The sequence below is a fragment of the Bowmanella denitrificans genome (assembly GCF_002887595.1).
Taxonomy (GTDB): Bacteria; Pseudomonadota; Gammaproteobacteria; order Enterobacterales; family Alteromonadaceae; genus Bowmanella; species Bowmanella denitrificans.
Genome location: NZ_PEBU01000016.1, coordinates 43412 through 66995, shown reverse-complemented (window position 1 = coordinate 66995; position 23584 = coordinate 43412). Strand labels below are relative to the sequence as shown.

Annotated in this window: 25 protein-coding genes; 9 read left to right on the top strand and 16 right to left on the bottom strand. The window is 50.7% G+C overall.

Annotation, left to right across the window (positions count from 1 at the left end):
• Positions 1-6: 6 nt before the first annotated feature.
• Entirely contained in the window at positions 7-210 is a 204-nt protein-coding gene (locus tag CSR04_RS22460) for a YheV family putative zinc ribbon protein (protein ID WP_102798584.1), read from the top strand.
• Between the two features lie 2 nt (positions 211-212).
• Here CSR04_RS22460 and CSR04_RS22455 read toward each other — a convergent pair whose 3' ends face one another.
• The 3 genes from CSR04_RS22455 to CSR04_RS22445 are packed head-to-tail and all read right to left on the bottom strand — an operon-like array spanning position 213 to position 2390.
• On the bottom strand, positions 213-1130 hold the full coding sequence (locus CSR04_RS22455; RefSeq protein WP_102798583.1) for a formate/nitrite transporter family protein: 918 nt from the start codon (positions 1128-1130) through the stop codon (positions 213-215).
• A gap of 57 nt (positions 1131-1187) precedes the next feature.
• Positions 1188-1403, bottom strand: coding sequence for a SlyX family protein (locus CSR04_RS22450; protein ID WP_102798582.1), 216 nt, complete (start codon positions 1401-1403; stop codon positions 1188-1190).
• A gap of 18 nt (positions 1404-1421) precedes the next feature.
• Positions 1422-2390: a WD40 repeat domain-containing protein gene (locus tag CSR04_RS22445; protein ID WP_102798581.1), complete on the bottom strand. Its 969-nt coding sequence runs from the start codon at positions 2388-2390 to the stop codon at positions 1422-1424.
• 255 nt (positions 2391-2645) lie between these two features.
• On the opposite strand from CSR04_RS22445, the gene fkpA reads away from it, so the two are divergent.
• From fkpA to CSR04_RS22430, 3 genes are all read left to right on the top strand, one after another.
• Positions 2646-3383 carry an FKBP-type peptidyl-prolyl cis-trans isomerase gene (gene fkpA, locus CSR04_RS22440; RefSeq protein WP_102798580.1) on the top strand — a complete coding sequence of 246 codons (738 nt, stop codon included), beginning with the start codon at positions 2646-2648 and terminating at the stop codon, positions 3381-3383.
• 424 nt (positions 3384-3807) lie between these two features.
• Positions 3808-4293, top strand: a complete 486-nt coding sequence (greB, locus tag CSR04_RS22435; protein WP_102798579.1) for a transcription elongation factor GreB — start codon at positions 3808-3810, stop codon at positions 4291-4293.
• Positions 4294-4470: 177 nt separating this feature from the next.
• Positions 4471-6804, top strand: a complete 2334-nt coding sequence (locus CSR04_RS22430) for a Tex family protein (RefSeq protein ID WP_102798578.1) — start codon at positions 4471-4473, stop codon at positions 6802-6804.
• 41 nt (positions 6805-6845) lie between these two features.
• Here CSR04_RS22430 and CSR04_RS22425 read toward each other — a convergent pair whose 3' ends face one another.
• The 3 genes from CSR04_RS22425 to bioH all read right to left on the bottom strand — a co-directional run bounded on the left by CSR04_RS22425 (position 6846) and on the right by bioH (position 8996).
• Positions 6846-7793, bottom strand: coding sequence for a putative metalloprotease CJM1_0395 family protein (locus tag CSR04_RS22425; RefSeq protein ID WP_102798607.1), 948 nt, complete (start codon positions 7791-7793; stop codon positions 6846-6848).
• 5 nt (positions 7794-7798) lie between these two features.
• Positions 7799-8119 carry a hypothetical protein gene (locus CSR04_RS22420; RefSeq protein ID WP_102798577.1) on the bottom strand — a complete coding sequence of 107 codons (321 nt, stop codon included), beginning with the start codon at positions 8117-8119 and terminating at the stop codon, positions 7799-7801.
• A 97-nt stretch (positions 8120-8216) separates the two neighbouring features.
• Positions 8217-8996, bottom strand: a complete 780-nt coding sequence (gene bioH / locus CSR04_RS22415; protein ID WP_216362620.1) for a pimeloyl-ACP methyl ester esterase BioH — start codon at positions 8994-8996, stop codon at positions 8217-8219.
• Between the two features lie 40 nt (positions 8997-9036).
• Here bioH and CSR04_RS22410 point away from each other — a divergent pair, with 40 nt between their 5' ends.
• Complete coding sequence (locus CSR04_RS22410; RefSeq protein WP_146027232.1) at positions 9037-9732, top strand: ComF family protein; 696 nt, start codon at positions 9037-9039, stop codon at positions 9730-9732.
• 76 nt (positions 9733-9808) lie between these two features.
• On the opposite strand, the gene CSR04_RS22405 is transcribed toward CSR04_RS22410, so the two are convergent.
• Positions 9809-12334, bottom strand: a complete 2526-nt coding sequence (locus CSR04_RS22405; protein WP_245921842.1) for a M14 family metallopeptidase — start codon at positions 12332-12334, stop codon at positions 9809-9811.
• A gap of 250 nt (positions 12335-12584) precedes the next feature.
• On the opposite strand from CSR04_RS22405, the gene nfuA reads away from it, so the two are divergent.
• Complete coding sequence (gene nfuA / locus CSR04_RS22400; protein WP_102798574.1) at positions 12585-13160, top strand: Fe-S biogenesis protein NfuA; 576 nt, start codon at positions 12585-12587, stop codon at positions 13158-13160.
• Between the two features lie 16 nt (positions 13161-13176).
• Here nfuA and CSR04_RS22395 read toward each other — a convergent pair whose 3' ends face one another.
• Positions 13177-14517, bottom strand: a complete 1341-nt coding sequence (locus tag CSR04_RS22395) for an MATE family efflux transporter (protein ID WP_245921836.1) — start codon at positions 14515-14517, stop codon at positions 13177-13179.
• Positions 14518-15594, bottom strand: a complete 1077-nt coding sequence (locus CSR04_RS22390) for a helix-turn-helix domain-containing protein (protein ID WP_102798573.1) — start codon at positions 15592-15594, stop codon at positions 14518-14520. It abuts the gene before it with no gap.
• Positions 15595-15795: 201 nt separating this feature from the next.
• Between CSR04_RS22390 and CSR04_RS22385 the strand changes: the two genes are divergently transcribed.
• A complete protein-coding gene (locus CSR04_RS22385; RefSeq protein WP_102798572.1) occupies positions 15796-17007 on the top strand; it encodes a DUF418 domain-containing protein in 1212 nt (403 codons plus the stop codon).
• A 35-nt stretch (positions 17008-17042) separates the two neighbouring features.
• Complete coding sequence (locus CSR04_RS22380; RefSeq protein ID WP_245921834.1) at positions 17043-18110, top strand: polysaccharide deacetylase family protein; 1068 nt, start codon at positions 17043-17045, stop codon at positions 18108-18110.
• Here CSR04_RS22380 and CSR04_RS22375 read toward each other — a convergent pair.
• The 5 genes from CSR04_RS22375 to CSR04_RS22355 are packed head-to-tail and all read right to left on the bottom strand — an operon-like array spanning position 18107 to position 21894.
• Positions 18107-18733 carry an SCO family protein gene (locus CSR04_RS22375; protein WP_102798571.1) on the bottom strand — a complete coding sequence of 209 codons (627 nt, stop codon included), beginning with the start codon at positions 18731-18733 and terminating at the stop codon, positions 18107-18109. The genes CSR04_RS22380 and CSR04_RS22375 overlap by 4 nt on opposite strands.
• Positions 18730-19641: a heme o synthase gene (cyoE, locus tag CSR04_RS22370; RefSeq protein WP_102798570.1), complete on the bottom strand. Its 912-nt coding sequence runs from the start codon at positions 19639-19641 to the stop codon at positions 18730-18732. Before cyoE ends, CSR04_RS22375 begins: the two co-directional genes overlap by 4 nt.
• Before the next feature lie 8 nt (positions 19642-19649).
• A complete protein-coding gene (locus CSR04_RS22365) occupies positions 19650-20627 on the bottom strand; it encodes a COX15/CtaA family protein (RefSeq protein ID WP_102798569.1) in 978 nt (325 codons plus the stop codon).
• Between the two features lie 12 nt (positions 20628-20639).
• The gene (locus CSR04_RS22360; RefSeq protein ID WP_102798568.1) at positions 20640-21191 is read right to left on the bottom strand and encodes a hypothetical protein; all 552 of its coding nucleotides are present in this window, start codon (positions 21189-21191) and stop codon (positions 20640-20642) included.
• Positions 21169-21894 (bottom strand): SURF1 family protein, encoded by a 726-nt coding sequence (locus tag CSR04_RS22355; protein ID WP_102798567.1) that lies wholly within the window; start codon positions 21892-21894, stop codon positions 21169-21171. Before CSR04_RS22355 ends, CSR04_RS22360 begins: the two co-directional genes overlap by 23 nt.
• 12 nt (positions 21895-21906) lie before the next feature.
• Here CSR04_RS22355 and CSR04_RS22350 point away from each other — a divergent pair, with 12 nt between their 5' ends.
• A complete protein-coding gene (locus CSR04_RS22350; RefSeq protein ID WP_102798566.1) occupies positions 21907-22116 on the top strand; it encodes a DUF2909 domain-containing protein in 210 nt (69 codons plus the stop codon).
• 15 nt (positions 22117-22131) lie between these two features.
• Here the strand turns inward: CSR04_RS22350 and CSR04_RS22345 are convergent, their stop codons facing one another.
• Together CSR04_RS22345 and CSR04_RS22340 are read right to left on the bottom strand one after the other, a co-directional pair.
• Complete coding sequence (locus tag CSR04_RS22345; RefSeq protein ID WP_102798565.1) at positions 22132-23013, bottom strand: cytochrome c oxidase subunit 3; 882 nt, start codon at positions 23011-23013, stop codon at positions 22132-22134.
• A gap of 12 nt (positions 23014-23025) precedes the next feature.
• Positions 23026-23583, bottom strand: coding sequence for a cytochrome c oxidase assembly protein (locus CSR04_RS22340; RefSeq protein ID WP_102798564.1), 558 nt, complete (start codon positions 23581-23583; stop codon positions 23026-23028).
• Position 23584 lies beyond the last annotated feature (1 nt).

Genomic DNA, 23584 nt, shown 5'->3' with positions numbered 1-23584 from the left:
AATCAGATGTCAGAAAAAACCCGAAAACGTTTTATCGCCGGTGCGACCTGCCCCAAATGCCAGGCCATGGATACCCTGATGCTGTACATGCAAAACAATATTGAGCATGTGGAATGTGTGAGTTGCGGACACAAACAAAGCCAGCCGCAGGATCAGGTCAAAGCGGCCACCCGCAGCAGCGAATCGGTTATCGGTGTGTTTAAGCCCTGAGGCTACTTTTTGGGCTTGTTCTCAGCCCGCTGAGAATGGCGGATATGACCGTAATTCAGCATAGCAACAAATACACTGCCTCCCACCAGATTCCCCGCCAGGGCGGTGAGAATAACCGGAGGTAGCTGCCAGAAAGCGATACTGTCAGAAGAAAAATAGCCGACAAACAGCTCAATAGACCCGGCAATGGAATGGTGAAAACCTCCCAGCCCAATCAGGAAAGTCACGATATAGATGCTGACAATCTGGCTTAAGGTGGAATAGGTAGACAACACTATCCAGGCGCCCAGCGCCATCAGCCAACCCGCTAAAACCGCACTGACAAACAAGGTTTGCACCGGATAGTCAAGCAGATGCCTGGCCAGCACCAGATACCCTTCGCTGGCATGGATAACCGGCTCCGCAGCAATTAACAGGCCACTGGACAGCAGCCCTCCGAGCATATTGCCAAGAATCACAATGCCCCAAAGACGAAACAGTTTATTCAGCCTGGCCTTGCCGTCCAGCACAGGGTAGACGGCCGTGGCGGTATGTTCGGTGAACAGTTGTGTACGACTGAGAATACAAAGTACAAAACCTAAAGGATAACTGGCCGCCAGAATCACCCGGCGAAATTCATGTTCTCCACCGGCCACCAGAGTAGCCATTACGGCAACGGCCAGTACGGTAAAACATAAAATCATGCCCGCCGCCACCGCCGAAAGCAGCAAGGATACGGTGGGACGGGAAATTTGCTCCAGACCTTCGCCAATGGCTTTTTCAAGAATATCGTCTGGGTGGCGAAAGGTTTCGTCGGTGCGTTTAACTATAACAGACACAAACTCACTATTTTCCTGCCGGCGCTCTTTGCCACGGCCGGTATCCTGCTCCCGCCCCAGTGGTTCACCACGACTAGATACCAGTTGTTTGTTTTCCTGCATCGCAATCTTCCCACCCCTTGTTGTTTTGAATCTGGTCTGCGCCGCTTGTGTAAAAACTCAGTAGTGCGGCGGTGGTGTCTCTTCAGATTCACTGGCAATATTCGACACTGGCTGTTGCTTCAGCCGGTCAATCACATGCTTCATTTGAAACTGTAATGCATGCAGTTGTTTTTGTTGATCCACCAGCGCCTGGCTGAGTTTTTCAATGGTGTCTTCCTGAAAGGCCACCTTGGTTTGCAACAATTCAATATCCTGCACTAACTCATTATGCATACTTTGCCCCTTGCCGGCTTAATAAGACCAGACTTCAGTCAGGCCGCTGCTGCTATGCGACATGACCTTGTTGTCCGGCATAAAAGCCACATCATACACTACGGCGCTTTGTGGCCGGCTACCTTGCTTGGGTGTGACCATCCAACTGCTTACTTCATCACCACTTTTAACATCCCACAGGCTGAGGCCGCGAGAAGGCGAGCCGGTTAGCAGATACTTGCCGTCGGCAGAAAACCGGGCGGCAGAAAATATTTTCTGCCTTTGTAAATAATGTAATTTGCTGATCTGGTCCCCACTGCGAAGATCCCAGATTCTTGCATTATTCTTGCTATCCGCCGTAAAAGCATAGCGTCCCTGATAATCCAGAGCGACTTTGGTAACACGACTGGTGTGGGTAAAACTGTAGAGCACCTGGCCACTGCGGGTATCCCACAGATAGGCCATAAAGTCACTGCCACCGGTCAAAGCGTAAAAACCATTGGGTGACAGATCGACGCTGTTGATCTTTTCCTGATGACCAAGAAATTCCAGACGTCGGCCAGTTTGCGGCTCAAACAACATCACCTTGCCATTACCGCGGCCAACCAAAATAGCCCGCCCCTGATCCGATACCGCAATATCGCGAATGCTGGATTCGTCAATTCGCCAGAACCCCACAGGCTCACCGCTCTGGAGACTCCAAAGTGCAAAGGCTTCGCGGTCGGACGTCACCACATAGCTGCCATCAAACGCAATCCTTGTGGTGGCCACCAGATTGTTACCCTCGCCCTGATGACGCCATTGATAGCGTAAGTTCTGCTTTTCAACATCCCAGACGCTGATACCGTTTTCCACCGATGACACCACTACCATGTTGGCATTAACCGCAATAGCCGCCGCCATGGCGCCGCCCGGAGCATGTTCATAAGACGCCACTGGCGTGCTGCCTGGAATCGAACAACCAGTCAACAGCAAGACAAACAATCCGAACAACAGGCTTTGGCGCATAACGTCCTTTAGGTTTCGCTTTTACTTTTATGGGTTTAGTATAAGCCCAATGTCCCGTTAACTGTCCAGCACAGTGGGGGGAAACCGGGATATCCTGACTGCGGAACTACCTTCTTTGCGGCAAACAGGAAACTTTCTCGCTTGTCGCCCCTCAAAGTTCGGAATTCGCTGCGGCGTCATTTTACTGCGTGCTGATTGGTGCAGTTCAATGCATGCCAAACAAAATTAGATAACACATACTCACTGGAGACTTTAATGAAAAAGACCGCTTTAGCTACCCTGGTGCTATCCGCCCTGACCCTGACAGCCTGCCAACAGGAAACTGCCAAACCCAATGAACCAAACGTTGCGCTGGAAAGCCAGGAACAAAAGCAGGCATATGGTCTTGGGGTGTCGGTGGGGCAGTTTATTGACCAAAAACTGGACATGCAGGACGATGTCAATATTAAGCTGGATCGCGAGCTAGTGATTAAAGGCTTTAAAGATGCCCTGACCGCCGAGTCTAAACTGACACAGGAAGACATCCAGGCAGTACTGACGGCACTAGACGCACAGGTCAATGAGAAGCAGCAGGCCAAACAGGAAGAAGCTGCTGCTGCCAATATTGAAGCAGGTAAGGCTTTCCTGGCTGAAAATGCTAAACGCGAAGGCGTGGTCGTAACAGAATCCGGCCTGCAATATGAAGTGATCACGCAGGGCGAAGGTGCCAAACCTAAAGCTGAAGATACCGTGCAGGTACATTATCAGGGCACCCTGTTGGACGGAACTGAGTTTGACTCGTCTTATAAGCGTGGCGAGCCAGCCGTATTCCCACTGAACCGGGTTATTGCCGGCTGGACTGAAGGCGTGCAACTGATGAACGTCGGTTCCAAGTTCAAGTTCTTTATCCCCTCTGAACTTGCCTACGGCAAACGTTCAACAGGCTCGATTACCCCCAACTCAACTCTGGTATTTGAAGTTGAGTTGTTAGGTATTGAAGATAGCGCCAAGTAAAAAGAAAAAGCCGGGCACATGTGCCCGGCGCTTCTTGTCCTACCCAGCTATTTCCTTGCTGAACCTTGGGTCCTTCATTGCAATACCCGTTATACGGGTGACGTGGGCCGGCATTGATGCCGGTTACTCGTTTGCCAATTTGTTCGCTACTCAGCTCAGTTTCAATGACAAGATGTTAAGCATCAAACCCAGTAGCATGGTCAGATGCGTCAGCGGTAACTCAAGCAGTTTGAAAGGCTCTTGACCACCATATCGCTCTGCCGTTACCTCAGTTTTAGTGTAGAAGATCACGGCTTTTTTGCCTTGTGATTTTGAAACATTTTTGTCATAAAAGTCCGCCTTAGATTGCGCCTAAGTTATAGTGACATTATTCAGACTAGAGGCTATAACATGCGCCATCAGTGGTACCAAAATTAACATCCCTATGAAAACCAACCTTATCACCAGAGAAGGCTTCAATAGTCTCAAGCAGGAGTTGGATCATTTATGGCGAGAGAAGCGCCCCGAAGTCACCAAGAAGGTGGCTTGGGCAGCCAGCCTGGGTGATCGCAGCGAAAATGCGGATTACCAGTACAACAAAAAGCTTCTTCGTGAGATAGACAGACGCGTCAGATATATACGTAAGCGCCTTGAGATTATCAAGGTGGTAGATTACTCCCCTCAACAGCAGGGCAAAGTGTTCTTTGGTGCCTGGGTGGAAGTGGAAAATGAGCAAGGGGAGTTGCTCAAGTTTCGCATTGTGGGGCCGGATGAAATCTATGCGCGTAAAGACTATATCTCTATAGATTCGCCTATGGCCAGAGCCCTGCTAAAAAAAGAGGTAGACGACGAAGCCTGGGTAGAAACGCCAACAGGTCGCAAACAATGGTTCGTTGTGGCTATTCAATATACAAGCGAAACAGCAAATTAGCCGACTGTTATCACCCCGGACTGACCGTACTGAATAAGACACTGTTGTGATCGAAACGCCAATACCGACCTCACATTGTGTTTTTTCCACACAATCATCCCATGCAGACTGGAATTTTCCCTGTATAGCCCTTATAAAGGCCCTGTTTATTTTTGTCTAAAGCCAGCAAGGCACCCCATGATCATAGAAAAAATTGCCTCAGAACTCTCCGTTTCTCCTCACCAGGTCCAGGCCGCAGTAGCCTTGCTGGACGACGGCGCCACAGTGCCCTTTATAGCCCGTTATCGAAAGGAAGCCACCAACGGCTTGGATGATGCGCAGTTAAGAACCCTGGAACAACGATTGGGCTATCTGCGTGAACTGGAGGACCGCCGTCAGGTGATTCTCAAATCTATCGGTGAACAGCAGAAGCTGACGGCTGAGCTGGAAGCAAAAATCCTGGCAGTGGATAACAAGACTGAGCTGGAAGACCTATACCTGCCCTATAAGCCAAAGCGTCGTACCAAAGGGCAAATTGCCATTGAAGCTGGCTTGGAACCTTTGGCGAACAGCTTGTTTGACAATCCCGACCAGGATCCAGAAACACTGGCGACCCAGTATCTCAGTAACGAAGTGGCTGATACTAAGGCTGCGTTGGAAGGCGCCCGTTATATCCTTATGGAGCGCTTTGCCGAAGACGCAGAGCTGCTGCAGAAAATTCGTCTGCACCTGAACCGTGAAGCACATATTCAAAGCCGTGTAGCGCCAGGAAAAGAAAAAGAAGCGGCGAAATACTCTGATTACTTTGAACATAGTGAATTACTGGGCAAAACCCCTTCACATCGTGCCCTGGCGATGTTCCGTGGACGTAATGAAGGCCTGCTGCAGGTATCGATGAACGCCGATCCAGCGAATGAAGAAGGCGATCGCAGTTCTCAGTGTGAAAACATTATCGCCCAACATCTGGAGATACGTGATAGTGGCCGGGCCGCAGACAAATGGCTGCAAAGCGTGGTGCAATGGACCTGGCGGGTGAAAATCCTGCTACATATGGAAAATGAACTCTTTGGTACCTTACGCGAAAAAGCTGAATTGGAAGCGATCAGTGTGTTTGCCAACAACCTGAAGGACCTGCTGATGGCCGCTCCAGCTGGCGCCAAGGTCACCATGGGACTGGACCCCGGTCTGCGTACTGGCGTAAAAGTAGCCGTAGTAGATAACACCGGTAAGGTACTGGCAACTAACACTATTTATCCCCATGCTCCACAGAATCAGTGGGATAAATCGGTGCGTACCCTGGCGTCCATGTGCCAGCAGCATAAAGTCCAGTTGATCAGTATCGGCAATGGTACAGCGTCCAGGGAAACCGATAAGCTTGCTGCCGAAGTCGTCAAAGCCCTGCCTGATTTGAAGATCAATAAAATCATGGTCAGCGAAGCTGGCGCATCTGTTTACTCAGCCTCTGAACTGGCATCAAACGAGTTGCCGGGAATGGATGTGTCATTGCGAGGTGCGGTGTCCATCGCCCGCCGCCTGCAAGACCCCTTAGCAGAATTGGTAAAAATTGAACCCAAGGCCATTGGCGTTGGCCAGTACCAGCACGACGTCAGTCAAAGTCAGTTGGGCAAATCACTGGATACTGTAGTTGAGGATTGCGTAAACGCAGTGGGTGTGGATGTGAATATGGCTTCCCCTGCCCTGCTTAGTTATGTCTCCGGTTTGAATCGCACCCTGGCACAGAATATTGTCGGCTACCGCGACCAGAATGGTGCCTTTAAAGACCGCAAACAACTTTTGAAAGTGGAACGGCTGGGGCCTAAAGCCTTTGAACAGGCGGCTGGCTTCTTGCGAGTGGTTGGTGGAGACAATCCCTTGGATGCATCCGCTGTGCACCCCGAAGCCTATGAGCTGGTCAAACATATCAGTCAAAGTGCCGGCGCTGAGGTTGTGGCACTGATGGGCAATAAGGATTTACTAAAATCCTTAAAACCGGCGGACTTTGCCAATGATACCTTTGGTATTCCCACTATCACTGACATTCTGGCGGAATTGGACAAGCCCGGACGTGACCCCCGTCCAGAGTTTAAAACCGCCACCTTTAAGGAAGGGGTTGAACAGGTTAGCGACCTGAAACCCGGCATGATCCTCGAAGGCGTGGTCAGTAACGTGGCCAACTTTGGCGCATTTGTCGATGTGGGCGTGCATCAGGATGGTCTGGTGCATATCTCTGCGATGACAGATAAATTTATTTCAGACCCAAGGGAAGTCGTCAAAGCCGGGGATATTGTTAAGGTGAAGGTCATGGAGGTGGATGTCGCGCGAAACCGCATCTCTTTCAGTATGCGCCTGAATGATGAACCTACGTCCAAGCAGTCGCAACCAAGACAATCTGCAACCAAACCAGAAAGAGGTGCCAAGCCACAAGGTGGCCAGCGTCACCAACAAGCGAAACCGCAAAGAGCGGCGCAACCTGCCAATAGCGCGATGGGTAATGCCCTGGCCGAAGCGTTTGCCAAAGCTAAAAAATCCTGAAGCACAAACAACAACGCCCCATCCGGGGCGTTGTTGTTTATTCAGGCACTGTGTCGCAATGAATACTCTCTTGGCTGCGAGATTTGCTGGTAAAAACTCTCAATGCGCAAACTCCGCGCAGTGATGTCAAAATCCAAACTAGCCTGAGACTGTTTAAATTCAGCACTACTACTTTCCAGGCCCGCCGCTTCAGCCACCGGATCATCTTCCTGTAATTTGCGGGTAGGTGGACTGACATTGCCATCGACAATCTCATCCAGCTCAGGGGCAGAAGCAATATTGGTTGTGGGCTTAGCATCTTCTGCAGAAAAAGCCGACTGATATGCCTGATCAGCCTTGTCGGCTGATTGGCTGGCAATGTCCTGTCTGGCTTGCGAGGCTTTTTGTTGAGCTTCAGCGGCAACCCGTAAATCTTGTGGCGAGGGTTCAGCCGGCGCAAGGGCGGCAGCTCTCACCTGTTGCATCTTACGCAATGTATCCTGCGGAGATTTTTCCTCAGAGATGTCGATATTCACTTCGCCACCTACCGCATAACGTTTGCCATCCGGTCCGGTTTCGAATTCATAGGAAGGTGCTCCGGCATGTTGCCCTCCTGTAGCGGCATGCGCTTGCTCATGAGCGCGAACTTCCTGATCCCGTTGTTTCAGCTCTTCAACTTTCTTCTGTTCGGCACTCTGTTGCTGCTGATCTTTGGCATCCTGTTTACCAGCACTGGGATCTTCGCCGTTGTCTTTGTTCTGACCATTCTGACCTTGCGCCAGCGCTTGCTGATTAGCCTGGGGTTTTTCGTATGTAACGGGCTGAGGTGCCTGCCCTGGGGTTTTTACCCGATCAGACTCTGAACCCAATCCGGATTCTGCTGCTGAATTTTCGGTGTTGCTCAGCTGTGGCACAGTTTCCCGAGCAATATTGTCACGCCGCGCCGCTTCAGTATTGAAGTTGGCGGTGTTCAGCGGAATGGCTGTGAGTGCTGGCGCGACGATATTCATCATAATCAGGCAATCTCGTCTATTAACCTGCCTACCGTGTCTTTAGCAACATCCAACACTTTGGCATTGGCCTGGGCATTGCGTAAATTCAGGGTCAGGCCGACCAAATCATTAGTCACATTGTCACCCCCTTTGGGCAGCAACTTAGTGCTAAGGCCAATCTGCTGCTGAGCCGCTTCGGCCAGCACTTCTTTAGGATCGCGCAACTGGGCCTGCTGCTGGGCCAGGTTGATGGAATGTTGAGTTATGCCATCAGAGGCACGTTGCAAACCCAACGTACCCGAAATAATGGCAGAATTGATATTACTATCGAAATTCACCGACATAGACTACCCCTATTACCTCATGGCTAATTATTAACCAGAAATGCCAGAAAATGAAGCCTGACGGATACACCTTGGTGTGATTTTATATACCCAGTTGTCAACTCAACCTTGCAAGGTAATGGTGCAGCGCCTCAGCGAATTCATCTGCATGGGAAATAAAAGGCGCGTGCGAAGCCTTGGGAAATAACATGGACGTGGCTTGGGGTTGCAAGGCTTCAATCTGCTCCAGCGCCGCCTTTGGTACCAAACTGTCATTGCGACCGTAAATTCGTAAAGTTGGACATTCAATCTGCTTAAGCTGATGACGAAGGTCAGCTTCCCTGAGAATATTAAGGCCTTGCTTCAAAGCAACAGGGTTGGCCGTTGGGCGTCGGCTTATCTGCTGTTTCAACAATTGAATATCCGCCCTGGCTCTTTCACTACCCAGCGCCTGTATGGCTAAAAATCTTTCCACTGTTGCCGCCGGGTCTGAACGCAATTGGGCGGCAAAGGCTCTGAGCACATCGTCTTTGATACCAGGCCAGTTATCATCGGCTAAAAACCTGGGGCTACTGGTTATACAAACTAAAGCACGCACCCGCTGTGGATACTGCAATGCCAACTGCTGAGCAACCAGGCCCCCCAAAGACCAGCCCAGTACCACAGTTGGCCGCGTCAAATGCCGGGCAACCAGTTCAGTTACGGTGGCCAGATTGTAGTGGTCGGGTGCAAGCTGATGATTCACACCAAATCCAGGTAAGTCCAGTAAATGAAAACAGAAATGGCTTTGCAGACGATCCAGTAGCGGCTGCCAGACTTCACTATTCAGCCCCCAGCCATGCAGTAACAATATATCGGGGCCGCAGCCTATGGAGTCGCAGGTTAAAGACAAAGTCATCTACTCTTATTCATAAGGGCCATATAGTTTAATCTCAGGGATGCCAATTTCAATTCGAAGCTTGTTGCAGGGAATGCACCGCCAGGCTTGCCTGCTATGTTTGCAGGACAGCCACACGCTGTTATGCCAGCATTGCCAGGCAGATCTACCAATACTTAACCTGGCTCAATACCAACACAATCTGTTGAACCGGCCTGACATTGCACAGGGCCTGGAAAACATAAACTACCAAAGGTTGGTGGCCTGCGCCCCTTATCAGTGGCCCTGGGACCGACTAATCACGTCATTGAAGTTCAGCCAGAGGTTGCTCTGTGCCAAGGCTCTGGCCGAACAGTTTTACCGCCTGACACTGTTTGCCAGGCAAGATTTACCTGAAGCCATATTGCCCATGCCTTTACATGCCAGTCGCTACATGCGGCGCAGGTATAACCAGGCAGGCGAAATTGCCGGGCAATTGTCCAGGCTGAGTCATATTCCAGTAGACCAACACTTATGTCGGCGCAGCAAGGCGACGTTGCCGCAGACCGAACTGACGGGGGCACAGCGCAGACACAATTTACGTGACGCATTCAGCCTGAATGGACCCCTTCCCTACCGACATATTGCCGTATTAGATGATGTCATCACCACCGGCACCACCATCAGCAGTCTGTGTCATACGCTGCGATGCGCCAGGGTCGATTTGCATATTGAAGTCTGGTGCATCGCTATCAGTCTAAAGTCGCCCCTTGAATAGAGCACTAGAGGCCTCCCGACAAGGTTGGTAAGGAGACCAATAGTGCTGCAGATCATACTCGAAAGATAAGCAGCCGTTAGTTATCCATCAAAGGCGCAAGATATATGGCATTACTAAGGAAACGGCTGGTGCCATACCAATAGCCACGGAAGGTCAGGTTGTCAGTGGTACCGATCACCTTACCTTTACCCAACTTATTTGCCACCAGGTTACTGCTGCCAGCCAGCAGTTTCTGCATTTCATCGCTGACATAACCGGCCCTGAGAGGTTTTTGCGAATATCCAGATACCTGAATAAAAGGTTTAGCATTCGCACGCATGACCAGATTGCTGTTGCGTAAAAAAGCCACATCGGTGTTGTCATAGCCAAAAGCCAAAGGGTGGCTGAGGTCGACATTACCGGCTAATACCGCACCGGCTATACGCTGTTTGCCTTGTAACGCTTCCTGGTCGGCAAAGCTGAGCTGGCTGGTGTCGAAGGCAGCACTGATTTCCTTGTCAGACAGGAAGCTGGCCTGCAGCCACTCTTGCTGGCTGGCCCACTTTGCCGCACCTTTTTGGGCAATCAAAACGCCACCTTGCTTTATCCAGTCTTGTATCCTGTCCACCAGCTTGTCATCTAACTGGCGGTAATCCCCGTCCACCATCACAATATGGCTGTAGTCAGACAAGGTGATTCTGCTCAATCTGTCCATATCGACTATCGTGGCTGGCAAGCCGACATGCTGATCGAGGTAATGCCAGACCTCACCCACTTCATACTGAGAAGTGCCGACGCCGCCCACCAGCAATAATTTGGGTGTTTCCAAAACCATCATACTGCGGCTTCCCAGGTCACTGCCCTGTGCAGTTAAGCCGGATTCAATTGACCAAACTTTGATATCAGCGGCCTGACTGAACTTCTCAATACTCGCTACCCAATTAGCCGGTTGTTGCAAGGCACGGGGAACGACAATACTGCCGGCGGCAAAAGCCACGCTGCCCTGTGTTGTTGTTGCAGTGAAAGCACCTCCGGCAACTTTTACCTTGATACCAGCTTCCAGCAATGATTGCAGCAACATGGGTGCTTTAGAATCCTGCCAGGAAAACGCATAAGCGTAGGCGCCTTCCTTCAGTGATGACGGGCTACTTGTCAGCGTTGGCAGTGTGTCGCTTATTGGCACCTTGCGCCAGTTGCTGCGCGCCACTGGCAGGTAGTCAATATTAAATGCCAGCGGTAGATTCCAGTTAGACACATCGTAAAACGTATTGTCCTGAAAACTGGTACGGGTAGAAAAAATAGATTTCAGCAGGCGATACTGTGGCTGGTCCAGCGGCACGAATACCGTGCTGTCACTGGAAAATTTCTTACCATCCAGTTGCAAATCTTTGCTCAGGCCATGCAGTTGAATCTTATGCTGCCTGAGGATATCCAGCAGGGCCTGAAAGCGGCTTTTATCTTGGCTCTCACTCAAAAGATACCCGGATAATTCATCTTTGTCGGCTAACCTGGCTGTCTCAGCAGCAAAGCCACGCTGATAGTCTTTCAGCGCCTTGGCATTCGCCAGTGCACCGGCGAAAGTGGATAATGAGGTGGTCACCTGATTTTGGATAGTGGCAGGAAAACTCAGAGGTCCATGAATAGAATCCTGCAGGTGACCACGGCTGCTGGCTTGTTCAAACAGTATGCCGACACTGCCCATGGCATCCGGGTAGGTTGAACCCTTGCCATAGTAAAAATCGTCAAAACTTTCCTGGGTGAAATAAAGCTGCCCACTTTTGTCCAGTGCGGCGGCATGGAATTTCCCCAGAGCATGAGTCAGATCCACATTGGCGTCAGGCGTCCATGGATTTTTGCGTGAAGGTATACCGGGCTGAAAGAAGAAAGTGCTGTTCGTGCCCATTTCATGAAAATCAGTCAACACTTGCGGCCGCCACTCATGAAACTTCGCAATCCTTGCACGGGATTCAGGGTGAGTAAGTAATAACCAATCACGATTCAAGTCAAACCAATAATGGTTGGTTCTGCCGCTTGGCCAATCTTCCCAGTGTTCTCTATGGTTGGGGTCAGATACCAGATTCAAGCCCTTATGCATATTGGCCCACTGTGCGAACCTGGATAAACCATCTGGATTAAGCGCCGGCTCCAGCAATATGACCGCCTCATCCAGTAGTTTTTCTACCTCTTCCCCCTGGGCCGCCGCCAGATAATAAGCCACCAGCAGGCCAGCATTGGCACCGGATGGCTCATTGCCATGCACACTGTAACCCATCCACAGCACTAAGGGCGCATTGGCAGCTTTGTTGCCTTCTAATGCGGCCAGATGGGTTTGACGTAGTGCTGAAAGGTTCTTTTGATTGGCGGCCGAGCTAAAGGTCAGCAGTAGTATGGGGCGCTGTTCATGGGAACGGCCTATCTCCTCAATACTGACCCGGTCTGAACTGTCGGCCAGTTTGTATAGATAATTCACTATCTGATCATGCCGCACATGCCAGGTACCCACCGGATAGCCCAGAACGGCTTCAGGTTTTGGCACCTTAGGGTCGTATTGAATATCGCTGGGCAGGTAATCCAGATCACTGCTGACTTGCGCAACCCCAATGGGGGTAACGAGTACCAACATAATTAGCAGGTAGAAATAATGAAGTCTGTGCATCTTCAGGCCTTTGCTTGTTGTTTTTGACCCAAACTAGCAGCTTCATTACGTTGCGACCAGTGATGTAACAGCAAATATAAGCCGCTTTGTCGCATTTTGTTACAATCAGCCTGGCGGCAATAGCAAGACAAGAATATGCAGGAAAGTAATTACCCGAGTGTTTTACTCAGGTAATTTTTGTTATGATAACGCCCAAGCTGGCAGTTAAGGCAACATGATGATTCGCATTTCCGATCCCGCACAGGCGCATTTTAGAAAACTTCTGGAAAAACAAGAGCCGGACACCAATATCCGGGTCTTTGTGGTCAACCCTGGTACACCAACCGCTGAGTGTGGTGTGTCTTATTGTCCGCCAGACGCAGTTGAAGATACGGACATCAGCCTCGAATTCGACGGATTCGATGCAGTAGTCGACCGGGACAGTGCCCCCTTTTTGGAAGAAGCGGAAATTGATTTTGTCACGGATCAGATGGGTTCACAGCTGACACTTAAGGCCCCCAATGCCAAAACGCGCAAAGTGGCAGATGATGCGCCGCTGATTGAAAAGGTCAACTATATGATTGACTCAGAAATTAATCCGCAATTGGCCAACCACGGCGGAAAGGTAGTGCTGATTGAGATCACACCGGCCGGTAAGGCCGTCTTGCAATTTGGTGGTGGTTGTAACGGTTGCTCTATGGTCGATGTGACACTGAAAGAAGGCATTGAGAAGCAGATGCTGGCTCAGTTCCCGGAATTGACGGGAGTGCTGGATGCCACTGAACACCAGGCTGGTGAACACTCTTACTATTAAACCGCGTTACTCCGTTTCAGCCGGGCTCACCTGAGCCCTGCTGCCAAACCTGCCAACGTCGCCAATAAACCCATCCCAAACCTATTCCCCTGGCCGCCAAAAACGCCAGAAATGCCAGCCACAGGGCGTGATTGCCGGCTGTCTGACACAACCACCACAAAGGCAGGAACACGCCAAAAGCCGACAACAGCATAGTGTTGCGCATCGCCCGCCCTTGCGTCAGGCCAATGAACACCCCGTCCATTAAGAAGCACCAATGGGAAACCAGCGGCAGCAACCAAATATAATGCAGATAGTCGCGGGCAAGATGAATAAGCTCTGGCAGGTCAGTGAGCAGTGTCAGGATAGCCCGGTCAAAGATAACGAACACCAGACTGTATAATAACGCCAATAGGCCGGACCACCACAATCCCCGCACAACGCGCTGATGTAACAGCTGATATTGCTGCCTGCCCCGGGCCTCACCAACCAGAGCCTCAACCGCGTAAGCAATACCATCCAGGCCCAATGCCGTGAGGACAAAAAACTGCATTAGCAGGGCGTTGAGGGCCACAATTTGGCTATCCAGCCGGGCAGCCTGGAACACCATAAAGGCCATGGTCAGTTGTAAAGCCAGGTTACGCAGCAGAATATCCAGGTTTAAGCCCAACACGGCTCGATACCCGGCAGCAGAGAACCAGGTGGATTGGGGTCCAATCCAGTGAATGCGCTTCAGCACCGCCCACAATGACGCTACCAAAATGCCATATTCCGCCAGCACAGTGGCTGTCGCTACCCCTTGCACCGCAAAGCCCAGCTTTATGGCCAGAACATAGCTAAGCAAAGCATTCGCCAGATTGGCGGCGATCTGAATCATCATCACCGTGCGGGTAGCTTGCTGGCCTATTAGCCAGCCCATCAGCAAAAGATTAGCTAACGCGGCTGGCGCGCCCCATACCCTTACCACCAGGTAGTGATGGATCACCCCAGCGGTTTGTATATCGGCATCAGCAAAACGTATTGCCAGGGTTTCCAGCACAGGCGCAAAGATCAGTACCAGGGTGCCTAACAAGCAGGCTGGCACAAGTAATTGGTAAAAAATCCTGGCTGCGGCACGTTTGTCTTTAGTGCCAAGTGCCTGTGCACTGAGCCCTGTAGCAGACATGCGCAAAAATCCGCACAACCAGTAAATCTGGGTGATCAGCATGCTGGCAACTGCCGTACCGGCCAAAAAATAGCTGGCGCCCAGATGACCAACAATAGCCGTATCCACCATACCCAGCAGGGGGTTGGTGATATTGCTCAAGATCATTGGTAACGCCAATGCCAGAATACGTTTGTGCTCTGTGCGGCTGCCGCTTGTAAACACCGATAACATTCAGCTTTCCTGGTGGTTGGTTGTCAGTGCTTGTTGGCGCCACTGGGTCGGCGTCATACCACATTGTTTGCGAAACGCTTTGTAAAAGGAAGCCTTGTTATTGAAGCCGGAGGCCATTGCCACATCCACCACACTGGCATCGCTGCATAGCAGTTGCTGCTGAGCATGTGCTATCCGATAAGTATTCAGGTAATCATAAAATGACTGTGCACAACTTTCGTTTAACAATTGCGACAGATTGTGGCTATTCAACCCAACCTGGGTGGCCAGAGAAGCCAGGCTCAACTCCGGATCCAGAAAGATTTTCTGCGTTTGCATCAGGCTGTCCAGTTTTTGTTTGTAATAGCGCTGACTATCAGGCCTTAACCCGGAATGGCGATACTTTGCCACCTGACGCAGATGATCCAGTAGCAAAAGGTGCGGTTTGCGCACTAACGTCAGGCCAAACCAGATAAGCGCTACCGTTAATATGCACAAACTCAGCGATCTGACAGGTAATCCAGGTGCATAGGCCGCCCACCACCAAGGGCTGATTAGATCCACTGACAATAGCAGCAGGTTGAACCAGCAATAACCTTTAAGCCATAACAAGCGGGTGCGCAGATTGGCCCCCTGGCTATCTTTATCCTGCTGGCTAAAGTGCCGCAGACACTCAAGGCTAAGCAGAGTAAACAGCATCTCATACGCCGCATACCAGTAAAGCAGCGACAAATGCATTACGCTGGACCAGGACAGCAGCTGTAGCCACTGCAAGACCAGTAACAGACTAAGCACCAGACTGGGAATCAGCAAAAAACCAAGGATTGCGCCCGAGAGCGGTAAGCGGCACTGCTGCCTTGTATAAGCAAACAGCAATGGCCCCAGCATAAAGAGCAAGGGAGGCAAACTCAGATGCAGAGCGTGATGCACCGGTGTCAATTGGTCAATCAGCAAGATGACACCAATTGCAGCCAGATAGAGCTGTAAGTACCGGTGCTCGGTCTTGTCTATACCAGGCAGCCAAGCTAATACCGCTACCATCGAGAAGCACAGGGTAAAAGCAAAGGTGGTGATGATTTCAAGCAGTTGTATGGCCATGGACTTTTTTCAGTTTCTCTTGTCGCTATTGCCTGAGCTTGGCTTAGCGCAATCAGACCAGCAGCATAGTTAACATTGGCTGGGGCTGAACACACCAGGCAACGTAAAAGTTAAACGGCATCAGGTAAATTCCGGTCGGGACAGACGCCCGATATCAGGCTTTGCGGCTAAGGTTGGCGAAAAATCAGTGAGACCGCAACAATGAACCAACCACGCATTCAATTGCTCGATCTGCTCCGCGGCATTGCCCTGTTGGGCATATTGCTAATGAACATACGCCTGTTTTCTGCCCCCGAAGCCGCTTACTTCAGCCCGCTGGTATATGGTGAGCAACTGCAGTTAAACAAGATCTGGTGGACCTTACAATATTTTATTGCCGACCAGAAGTTTATGGCGATTTTCTCCATGTTGTTTGGTGCCAGTACCGCGCTTATCTGCGACCGACTGGATGCCAAAGGGCTTTGCGCCTGGCGTATCTATACAAGACGTTTATTGGTCTTGTTGTTGATCGGCCTGTTGCACGCTTATCTCATCTGGCATGGCGATATTCTGGTGTTCTATGCACTTTGCGGGGTTATTCCCTTTGTTTTTCGCCACTTGAACTGGCGCATATGCATAATGTTTGGTCTGCTCTGTCTCGGTGTTGGCTCGCTTAAAAGCTACCTGACGTATCTGAGCATGGTGTCGTTGCCAGAAGCCATTCAACAGCAGATTATTACGCAAAGCTTGCCTGGAATGATTCAGGTATCCGAAACGGAAATTGCTGCCCTGAACGGCAGTTGGGCACAACAGCTCAGCTACCGAATCAGTGCAGCCTGGCATTTTCATACCGAGGTACTGCCAAACTGGGGAATATGGCGCGTAAGCGGGATGATGTTATTAGGGCTTGGCTTGTATCGCTGTGGCTTTCTGCGCGGGCAATTCAGCATACTCTTTTACCAACGAACGGCCTGGACCGGCATTTTTTCCGGTATGTTGTTATCACTTTATGGCTATTATCTGAATGAGCAAACCGCCTGGCAGTTTCCCCATTACTTCTTTGGCCACACCCTATTTAATTACTGGGGGGCGGTGTGCACGGCTGTAGGGCTGATAGCGCTGATCACGTTATGGCAGGCCAGCGGATGCTGTCAGCCATTGGCGCGGTTCATCCAAGGTATTGGCCGCACCGCGTTGTCTAACTACCTGCTACAAAGCATTTTGTGCACAGCTTTTTTTTACGGGGTTTGGGGATTTGCCCGCATGCCTCCCTATCTCACCGCCTTGGTGGTAGTCATAGTATGGCTGCTACAGTTCTTGCTCACACACTGGTGGTTGCAAACACATGCTAAAGGCCCCGTAGAAGCACTTTGGCACCTGGCCACTTACGCAAAAGTCCCCGGCCTTACTGAAAAAAAGCCCCAGACAAGGTAAGCTCTTGGCATCAAAGGTTCACCCTATGGATATTTATGGCTAAACAGGCATTCTCTCTGCTGGCACTTATGGCAATTCTGATGTTTACCAGGCCGCTGAAAGCAAGTGAAATAAGTCTTCAACATCATGGGGTTATACTTCAATACCACCATGTGAGCACGGAAACACCGGCCTCCACGTCGGTCAGCCCTGCACAGTTTGCCGAACATATGCAGTATCTGGCCGAACATCACAATGTGATTTCCCTGCAGGACATGCTTTACAAACTCGCTCGGCACCAGGCATTGCCGGACAAAGCGGTGGCAATTACCTTTGATGACGGCTACGCCAATATTCTGCATAACGCCCACCCTATTTTGCAGCAGCACGGCTTCAACTATACGGTGTTTATTAATCCGGCCCTGATTGGCAAAGAAAGCCAGCAACTCAGCTGGGAGCAGGTGCGGCAGATGAAAACCGACGGTGTATGGTTTGCCAACCACAGCAATCGCCACCAGCATCTGCTGACCCGTGGCGATATGACTAAGGATCAATGGTTGGCCAGTCTGCGGGAAGAAATTCTGTCAGCGGAAAGCAAGCTGCAGGAAGAACTGGGATACAGTTTAAAGTACCTGGCCTACCCTTTTGGTGAATATAACAGCGACCTGCAAGCACTGGTTAAAGAGCTTGGGTTTATCGGCTTAGGTCAGCAATCCGGAGCCGTGGCACCGTACAGTGACATGACAGCCCTGCCACGTTTTCCTGCGGCTGGTACATACGCCAACCTCAATACCCTGAAGGTAAAACTGAGCAGTTTGGCCATGCCCAGCTTATATGCACCACTGGACCCGGAACTGGGGCCTGACAACCTGCAGCCACAATGGACGACGAAAATCGATACCACGGATATTCGTCCCGCCCAGCTTGCCTGCTATTTCAAGGGCGACAAGCTGGATGTGATCTGGGAAATGGAAGATGTATTCGCCCTAAGTCTGCCGGCCCCGCTGGGACCAGGACGGGCCAGAGTCAACTGTACCGCCCCCAGCAAACAGGACAGAAGCCGCTACTACTGGCTGTCTCAACCGTTTTTTGTGCCCACTAACGACGGTCTGTGGCTGGACTAAGGGTTTATCAGCAAGGGCATATCCGCCAGGATATGCTCGGGATCCACCACCGCCATCGCCCCGGGTGCCAGAGTCGGCTTAAAACGCCCTATCACCTGAGCCTGTGGATTAATCAGGCTCACCGAGGCGCTGTGGTCCACCAGATAGTCAGGGGTTTCTGTGCTACCGGCAATGGCATACATCATGCCCAGACTACGAACAAAGGGAAACAGCTCGGCATGCTCGGCACTGGCGGCAATAAACTCCGGCTCGAAGAAATTGACATATTCATTCAGGCGTTCGGGAGTATCCCGCTTAGGGTCCACGGATAAAAACAGTATCTGAATGTCCGCTGATATCGCTTTAAGCTGCGGATAAATACGCTTTAACTCGGCCAACGTGGTGGGACAAATATCCGGGCAAAAAGTATAACCAGTAAAGGCCAGGGTCCAATGCCCCATTAAGCGTTCTTTACCAAATGACAGACCTTTTTGGTCAATCAGGGTAAAGGCAGGTATCTCACGGGCCTGAGGGTACATATTGGCATGCGATGGTGTCGCAGGCGGCTTAATGGTTAACGACAAATAAATGCCAGCGGCCAGCGCCAATGACAACAGCAGGCCTATCAGGAGCGTCCTTTTCATAAACTAAACTTGAAATAGTGATCCAACAACAGCAGCAAGAATAACAGCATCAGATGCACAATGGAGAACTTGAATGTCTGCATAGCTGTATTTTCTTTGGGCGCATATTTTAGCTTCAGTGCGTAGTAGAGAAATACCGCGTTAAGCAGGCTGGAGCCGGCCAGGTAAATCACCCCGGTCATGCCCACCAGATAAGGCAATAAACATACAATGCCAAGTAGCACGGTATAGAGCAAAACCGATACTTTTGTGTATTCCACCCCATGGGTCACGGGCAACATTGGCACCTTTGCCCTGGCATAGTCTTTCTCCCGGTGAATTGCCAGCGCCCAGAAGTGCGGAGGGGTCCAGGTGTAAATTATCAATACCAGCAACATGGCATGAGCATGCACCTCACCGGTCATGGCTGTCCAGCCAAGCAGCGGCGGCGCAGCACCCGCCAGGCCACCGATAACAATATTCTGTGGAGTCGCCCGTTTCAGATAGAGGGTATATATGGCTGCGTAACCTACCAGACTGGCCAGAGTTAGCAGGGCTGTCAGGCGATTCACCCAGATCTCCAGTACCATATAGCCCAGTAAAGCCAGCACCAGAGCGAATGTCAGCGCCTGTCTGGGACTGACCTTACCCTTGGGTACCGGGCGATTAAAGGTTCTGGCCATTTGTGCGTCAATGCGCCTGTCCATCACATGATTAATCACTGCAGCCGATGCAGACAGTGCGCCAATACCAAATAAGCCCGCCACCAATGGCTGCCAGGGTAACCACCCAGGCTGGGACAAACACATACCTACCAATGCGGTCAGCAGTAACAGCAACACCACATTAGGTTTGGTCATCTCATAGTAATCCCGCCAACCGGCCTTTTGGAGGTTTTCACTGTGGTTAATACCGACTGTCTTATCCATATTGCCTCCTAGGTTTTTCTTAGCAGGGTGTAATTGATCATCACCATGGTTAGCAGCAAGCAGGCACCGACGGCGTTATGCGCCACTGCTACAAACACCGGCAGACTGAAAACAACATTGCTGATCCCCAGCGCAACTTGTAATCCCAATACCAGCACCAGCACCACCGCTAACTGTCGGAACAAGCTGGACGAGGCCCCTTTATACAGGCCAATAGCCAGCCAGCATAGGTAGATAAAGGTCAGCAAGGCTCCAAATCTATGCATAATGTGCATAGTCATGCGTTCATCGTAATCATGCGTACCAAATTCATAGTTATCAGTGGCTACCACCGAATAAGCACCACTGAAGTCCAGTCGTTCCAGCCAGTTGGTTTCGCAAATGGGTAACTCAGTGCAAGCCAATGCGGCATAGTTAGCCGATACCCAGCCTCCCAGGGCAATTTGCCCGATGACGATAATCAGTCCCAACATGGCAAAGCCAGCCAATTTGCGCAGGTTGGCATCGCCACCGGGAATACGGTAAGGGGTCAGTCGCAGCAACAATAAGAACAAACAGCTCAGCACCGTAAAACCACCCAGCAGATGCCCCATTACCACCAGCGGCATTAAATTCATGGTTACCGTCCACATACCCAGCAATGCCTGAAAACAGACCAGACATAACAGCACGAACGGCAGCTTCAGTGGACGATGATGGGCGCGGCGCAATAAACTCAATACGAATATGGCGAGAATGACTAAACCCAACGCACCAGCAAAATAACGGTGAATCATTTCGTTCCAGGCTTTGTGCGCTTCAACCGGTCGCTCAGGGAAAGCCTGTTCAGCAATTTGCACATGTTCGTCATGCACGGGGACATGCAAAAAACCATAGCAGCCAGGCCAGTCCGGGCAGCCCAGACCGGCATCGGTAAGACGGGTATAAGCCCCTAAAATCACTACGACGAAAGCCAGCAGCAAGGCTGCCAACACCAACTTTCTCATCAGCGCATTCCCTTATCCGATTCTGGAAAGCTTCAGCAGTTTTCGCAGATCGGCCAGTATTTCCCGGCTATGCAGCACGGCTTGTTGTTGTTCTGTTTGTAGCGGATAACGCAAAATCACATTATCCAGGGTGTCTACCAGAAAAATACCATCAGTCGGCACATCTTTAAACACTTCATTAACATCTTGGGGTGCCACTTTCAGCAGTCGCATCCCTGTTAATTTGTCCAATTGCTGCCGCGGCCGGCTATCACTGTTGTCGGTCAGAATCACCACGGGCTCAGCTCTGTCTTGCTCTCTTCCCAGCGCGACCCATACCTGATTGATGGCTATCAGCGCATTTTCGCAACTGCTGTCACAGTCTGCCGGCAGCAGATACAGCAACCGCCATTTGTGCTGGGAGTCAAGCATCGACAAGTCGAGACTGGGCTCCAGTAGTTGCCCGTTATTGGTGGAAGCCCGGTTGAACCAGCCCATTTCCAGAGCCAGTTTGGCCAACAGTACCGGCAGGATAAAAATCACAGCAACCAATATAAATGTTTTACGATGCCCTTGAATTACCATGTTTTTTCCTTTGTTTATGCAAAGCAATAAGGGTGATGATAAAGCAGGCTAAAGCCAGGCCGAACCATTGCACCGCATAGGCCAGATGTTTCTCAGCAGGCATTACCAGTGGATGCCAGTTGTTAGTAAAACCATAGGCTTGGCTGTCATTTAGTTGCACAATATAGGGCAACAGATCGCGTCCTAATTGTTTTGCCAATTGCTCAGGCGAAGGTTGCTGCACTCTCCTCGGCCAGCCCGACTCAGATACTTCCCGACTGACAGGATTATCACCCGGCATAACCACCACACCTTGCAGCGTTAACAGGGCTGTGGGCAAATCGATGTCAGGTAGCTGAGTTCGCAGTGGCGGCGCTTTTATCCAGCCAAAATTAATCAGCACGTCTCCGGCATTGGTCGTCATTGGCACGAGCACTTCATAGCCCACCTGACCTTTTAACACCCGGTTGTCCCATAAAAAGACTTTACCAATATCAAGGTGACCACTGACCTGCACCGGAAAATCCGCGACATTCCCTGGCTGTCTGTTAATATCTTGTAAAGAAAGTGGATTGTTAGCGGCACGCTGTTCAAGTTGTTGGGCACGCAGTTGTTTTTGCTCGGCCCGGGACAATTGCCAGAATCCCAATCGCAGCATAAGCAATATAGCCAGCAAGGCAATGCCAACGGTCATCCAGGGTATGGCTTTCAGACGACTGAGCATAGGAGAAGCACATTGTTATTAAAGATTCTGATAGTTTGTCTGTTGATCTTTATGGTGTTCAACCTCTTTCGCGCCATGAAAATCATGTTAAAAGGGGACAGTGGCGGTACATCAATGACCAAGTTTATTGGTCGGCGGGTTCTGACGTCAGCCATTATTATACTACTGTTGATAATTGCCGTGGCGATGGGTTGGATTACACCCAACCCCCGTCCTTACTAACGGCTCGCCTTAGTGTCAAAGTATGTAAACAAAGAAAAACAGCAATACCCACACCACATCAACAAAGTGCCAGTACCAACTTGCAGCCTGAAACGCAAACTGGTTGTCTTTATTGAAATGACCTTTAAGTACCCTGAAGAACATCACAATCAGTAAAATAGTTCCCAGCGTAACATGCAAGCCATGGAAGCCGGTCAGCATAAAGAAGGTGTTACCATACACCCCTGAAGTCAGCATCAGCCCCATCTCACGATAGGCATGCACGTACTCTTCCACTTGCAGGATCAAAAAGCCGACACCTAGCAAGATGGTCAGCCCCAGGAACAACGTCAGCTGTTTGCGTTTTCCCTCCTCCAACGCCACATGAGCGAAGTGCGCTGTTACGGAGGAAATCAGCAGAATCACGGTATTGATCAGCGGCAGTCCATACCAGCCCATGGCCTCAGTTGTCGTGCCATCAGGGGTCTTAACCAAGGGCCACATAGCTTCGAAACCCGGCCACAACACCTCGTTGGTCATGGCATTGTTTGACGAGCCTCCCAACCAGGGCACAGCAATCATACGAGCGTAAAATAATGCACCAAAGAATGCTGCGAAGAACATCACTTCAGAAAAAATAAACCAGCTCATACCCTGACGGTACGAACGCCCCAACTGGCTGGAGTGCATGCCGGTCATAGACTCTTCAATCTGATCGCGAAACCAGCCAACCAGCATAAATAGCAGCACAGCCAGGCCCGCCACCAAAATCCAACCTCCGTAGCCGTCCTTGCCCTTGGTGGATTCGATAACAAAATTGCCAGCCCCGACGGCAATGAGAAACAATGCTACAGCCCCGACAAAGGGCCATGGGCTTTGGGCCGGTACATAATATTTTTCGTATTGTTGTTCTGACATGTCGCTCTCCATTTAGCCGCGGTTCATTGCCACAGTCGACGCGGTTTCAGTCACATCGTAAAAAGTGTAGGACAGAGTAAATATCTCAATATCTTCCGGCAGTTGTGGATCCACATAAAACTGCATAGGCATTAACGCCTCTTCACCTGCTGGCAGAGGCTGCTGATTAAAACAAAAACATTCTGTCTTATTCAGGTACAACGCTGCCGTACCTGGGGAGACGGAAGGGATGGCCTGGCCAACGATATCTTTACCGGTTGGGTTACGCACATAAAACTCGACGGTTTTAAGTTCCCCCGGATGAACCTGAACCTGCCTGCTTCTGGCTTTAAATTCCCATGGCATGCCGGTATTGGTGCGGGTAATAAATTCCACCGTAATAGTGCGGCTGGTATCAATGTCCTGCACCTGATAGGTCGCCGCATAGGGGTTGGTTTTGCCATTGATGCCCGTCACGTCGCAGAACACGTCATACAAGGGCACCAGCGCAAAACCAAAGCCAAACATGCCCAGCACCACGGCCACTAACTTGATCACCAGCTTGCCATTATTCGGGGCGGGCGTATTCATG

What these genes read in the sequence shown, in the direction of transcription:
- fkpA (WP_102798580.1), top strand. Translation starts at nt 2,646, where the DNA reads ATGAAAAAGACCGCTTTAGCTACCCTGGTGCTATCCGCCCTGACCCTG.
- CSR04_RS22445 (WP_102798581.1), bottom strand. Translation starts at nt 2,390, where the DNA reads ATGCGCCAAAGCCTGTTGTTCGGATTGTTTGTCTTGCTGTTGACTGGT.
- CSR04_RS22405 (WP_245921842.1), bottom strand. Translation starts at nt 12,334, where the DNA reads ATGTTGGTACTCGTTACCCCCATTGGGGTTGCGCAAGTCAGCAGTGAT.
- CSR04_RS22395 (WP_245921836.1), bottom strand. Translation starts at nt 14,517, where the DNA reads ATGTTATCGGTGTTTACAAGCGGCAGCCGCACAGAGCACAAACGTATT.
- CSR04_RS22455 (WP_102798583.1), bottom strand. Translation starts at nt 1,130, where the DNA reads ATGCAGGAAAACAAACAACTGGTATCTAGTCGTGGTGAACCACTGGGG.
- nfuA (WP_102798574.1), top strand. Translation starts at nt 12,585, where the DNA reads ATGATTCGCATTTCCGATCCCGCACAGGCGCATTTTAGAAAACTTCTG.
- CSR04_RS22380 (WP_245921834.1), top strand. Translation starts at nt 17,043, where the DNA reads ATGGCTAAACAGGCATTCTCTCTGCTGGCACTTATGGCAATTCTGATG.
- CSR04_RS22390 (WP_102798573.1), bottom strand. Translation starts at nt 15,594, where the DNA reads ATGGCCATACAACTGCTTGAAATCATCACCACCTTTGCTTTTACCCTG.
- CSR04_RS22450 (WP_102798582.1), bottom strand. Translation starts at nt 1,403, where the DNA reads ATGCATAATGAGTTAGTGCAGGATATTGAATTGTTGCAAACCAAGGTG.
- CSR04_RS22425 (WP_102798607.1), bottom strand. Translation starts at nt 7,793, where the DNA reads ATGAATATCGTCGCGCCAGCACTCACAGCCATTCCGCTGAACACCGCC.
- CSR04_RS22345 (WP_102798565.1), bottom strand. Translation starts at nt 23,013, where the DNA reads ATGTCAGAACAACAATACGAAAAATATTATGTACCGGCCCAAAGCCCA.
- CSR04_RS22365 (WP_102798569.1), bottom strand. Translation starts at nt 20,627, where the DNA reads ATGAGAAAGTTGGTGTTGGCAGCCTTGCTGCTGGCTTTCGTCGTAGTG.
- greB (WP_102798579.1), top strand. Translation starts at nt 3,808, where the DNA reads ATGAAAACCAACCTTATCACCAGAGAAGGCTTCAATAGTCTCAAGCAG.
- cyoE (WP_102798570.1), bottom strand. Translation starts at nt 19,641, where the DNA reads ATGGATAAGACAGTCGGTATTAACCACAGTGAAAACCTCCAAAAGGCC.
- CSR04_RS22355 (WP_102798567.1), bottom strand. Translation starts at nt 21,894, where the DNA reads ATGCTCAGTCGTCTGAAAGCCATACCCTGGATGACCGTTGGCATTGCC.
- CSR04_RS22430 (WP_102798578.1), top strand. Translation starts at nt 4,471, where the DNA reads ATGATCATAGAAAAAATTGCCTCAGAACTCTCCGTTTCTCCTCACCAG.
- bioH (WP_216362620.1), bottom strand. Translation starts at nt 8,996, where the DNA reads ATGACTTTGTCTTTAACCTGCGACTCCATAGGCTGCGGCCCCGATATA.
- CSR04_RS22375 (WP_102798571.1), bottom strand. Translation starts at nt 18,733, where the DNA reads ATGAAAAGGACGCTCCTGATAGGCCTGCTGTTGTCATTGGCGCTGGCC.
- CSR04_RS22360 (WP_102798568.1), bottom strand. Translation starts at nt 21,191, where the DNA reads ATGGTAATTCAAGGGCATCGTAAAACATTTATATTGGTTGCTGTGATT.
- CSR04_RS22460 (WP_102798584.1), top strand. Translation starts at nt 7, where the DNA reads ATGTCAGAAAAAACCCGAAAACGTTTTATCGCCGGTGCGACCTGCCCC.
- CSR04_RS22340 (WP_102798564.1), bottom strand. Translation starts at nt 23,583, where the DNA reads ATGAATACGCCCGCCCCGAATAATGGCAAGCTGGTGATCAAGTTAGTG.
- CSR04_RS22410 (WP_146027232.1), top strand. Translation starts at nt 9,037, where the DNA reads ATGCCAATTTCAATTCGAAGCTTGTTGCAGGGAATGCACCGCCAGGCT.
- CSR04_RS22385 (WP_102798572.1), top strand. Translation starts at nt 15,796, where the DNA reads ATGAACCAACCACGCATTCAATTGCTCGATCTGCTCCGCGGCATTGCC.
- CSR04_RS22420 (WP_102798577.1), bottom strand. Translation starts at nt 8,119, where the DNA reads ATGTCGGTGAATTTCGATAGTAATATCAATTCTGCCATTATTTCGGGT.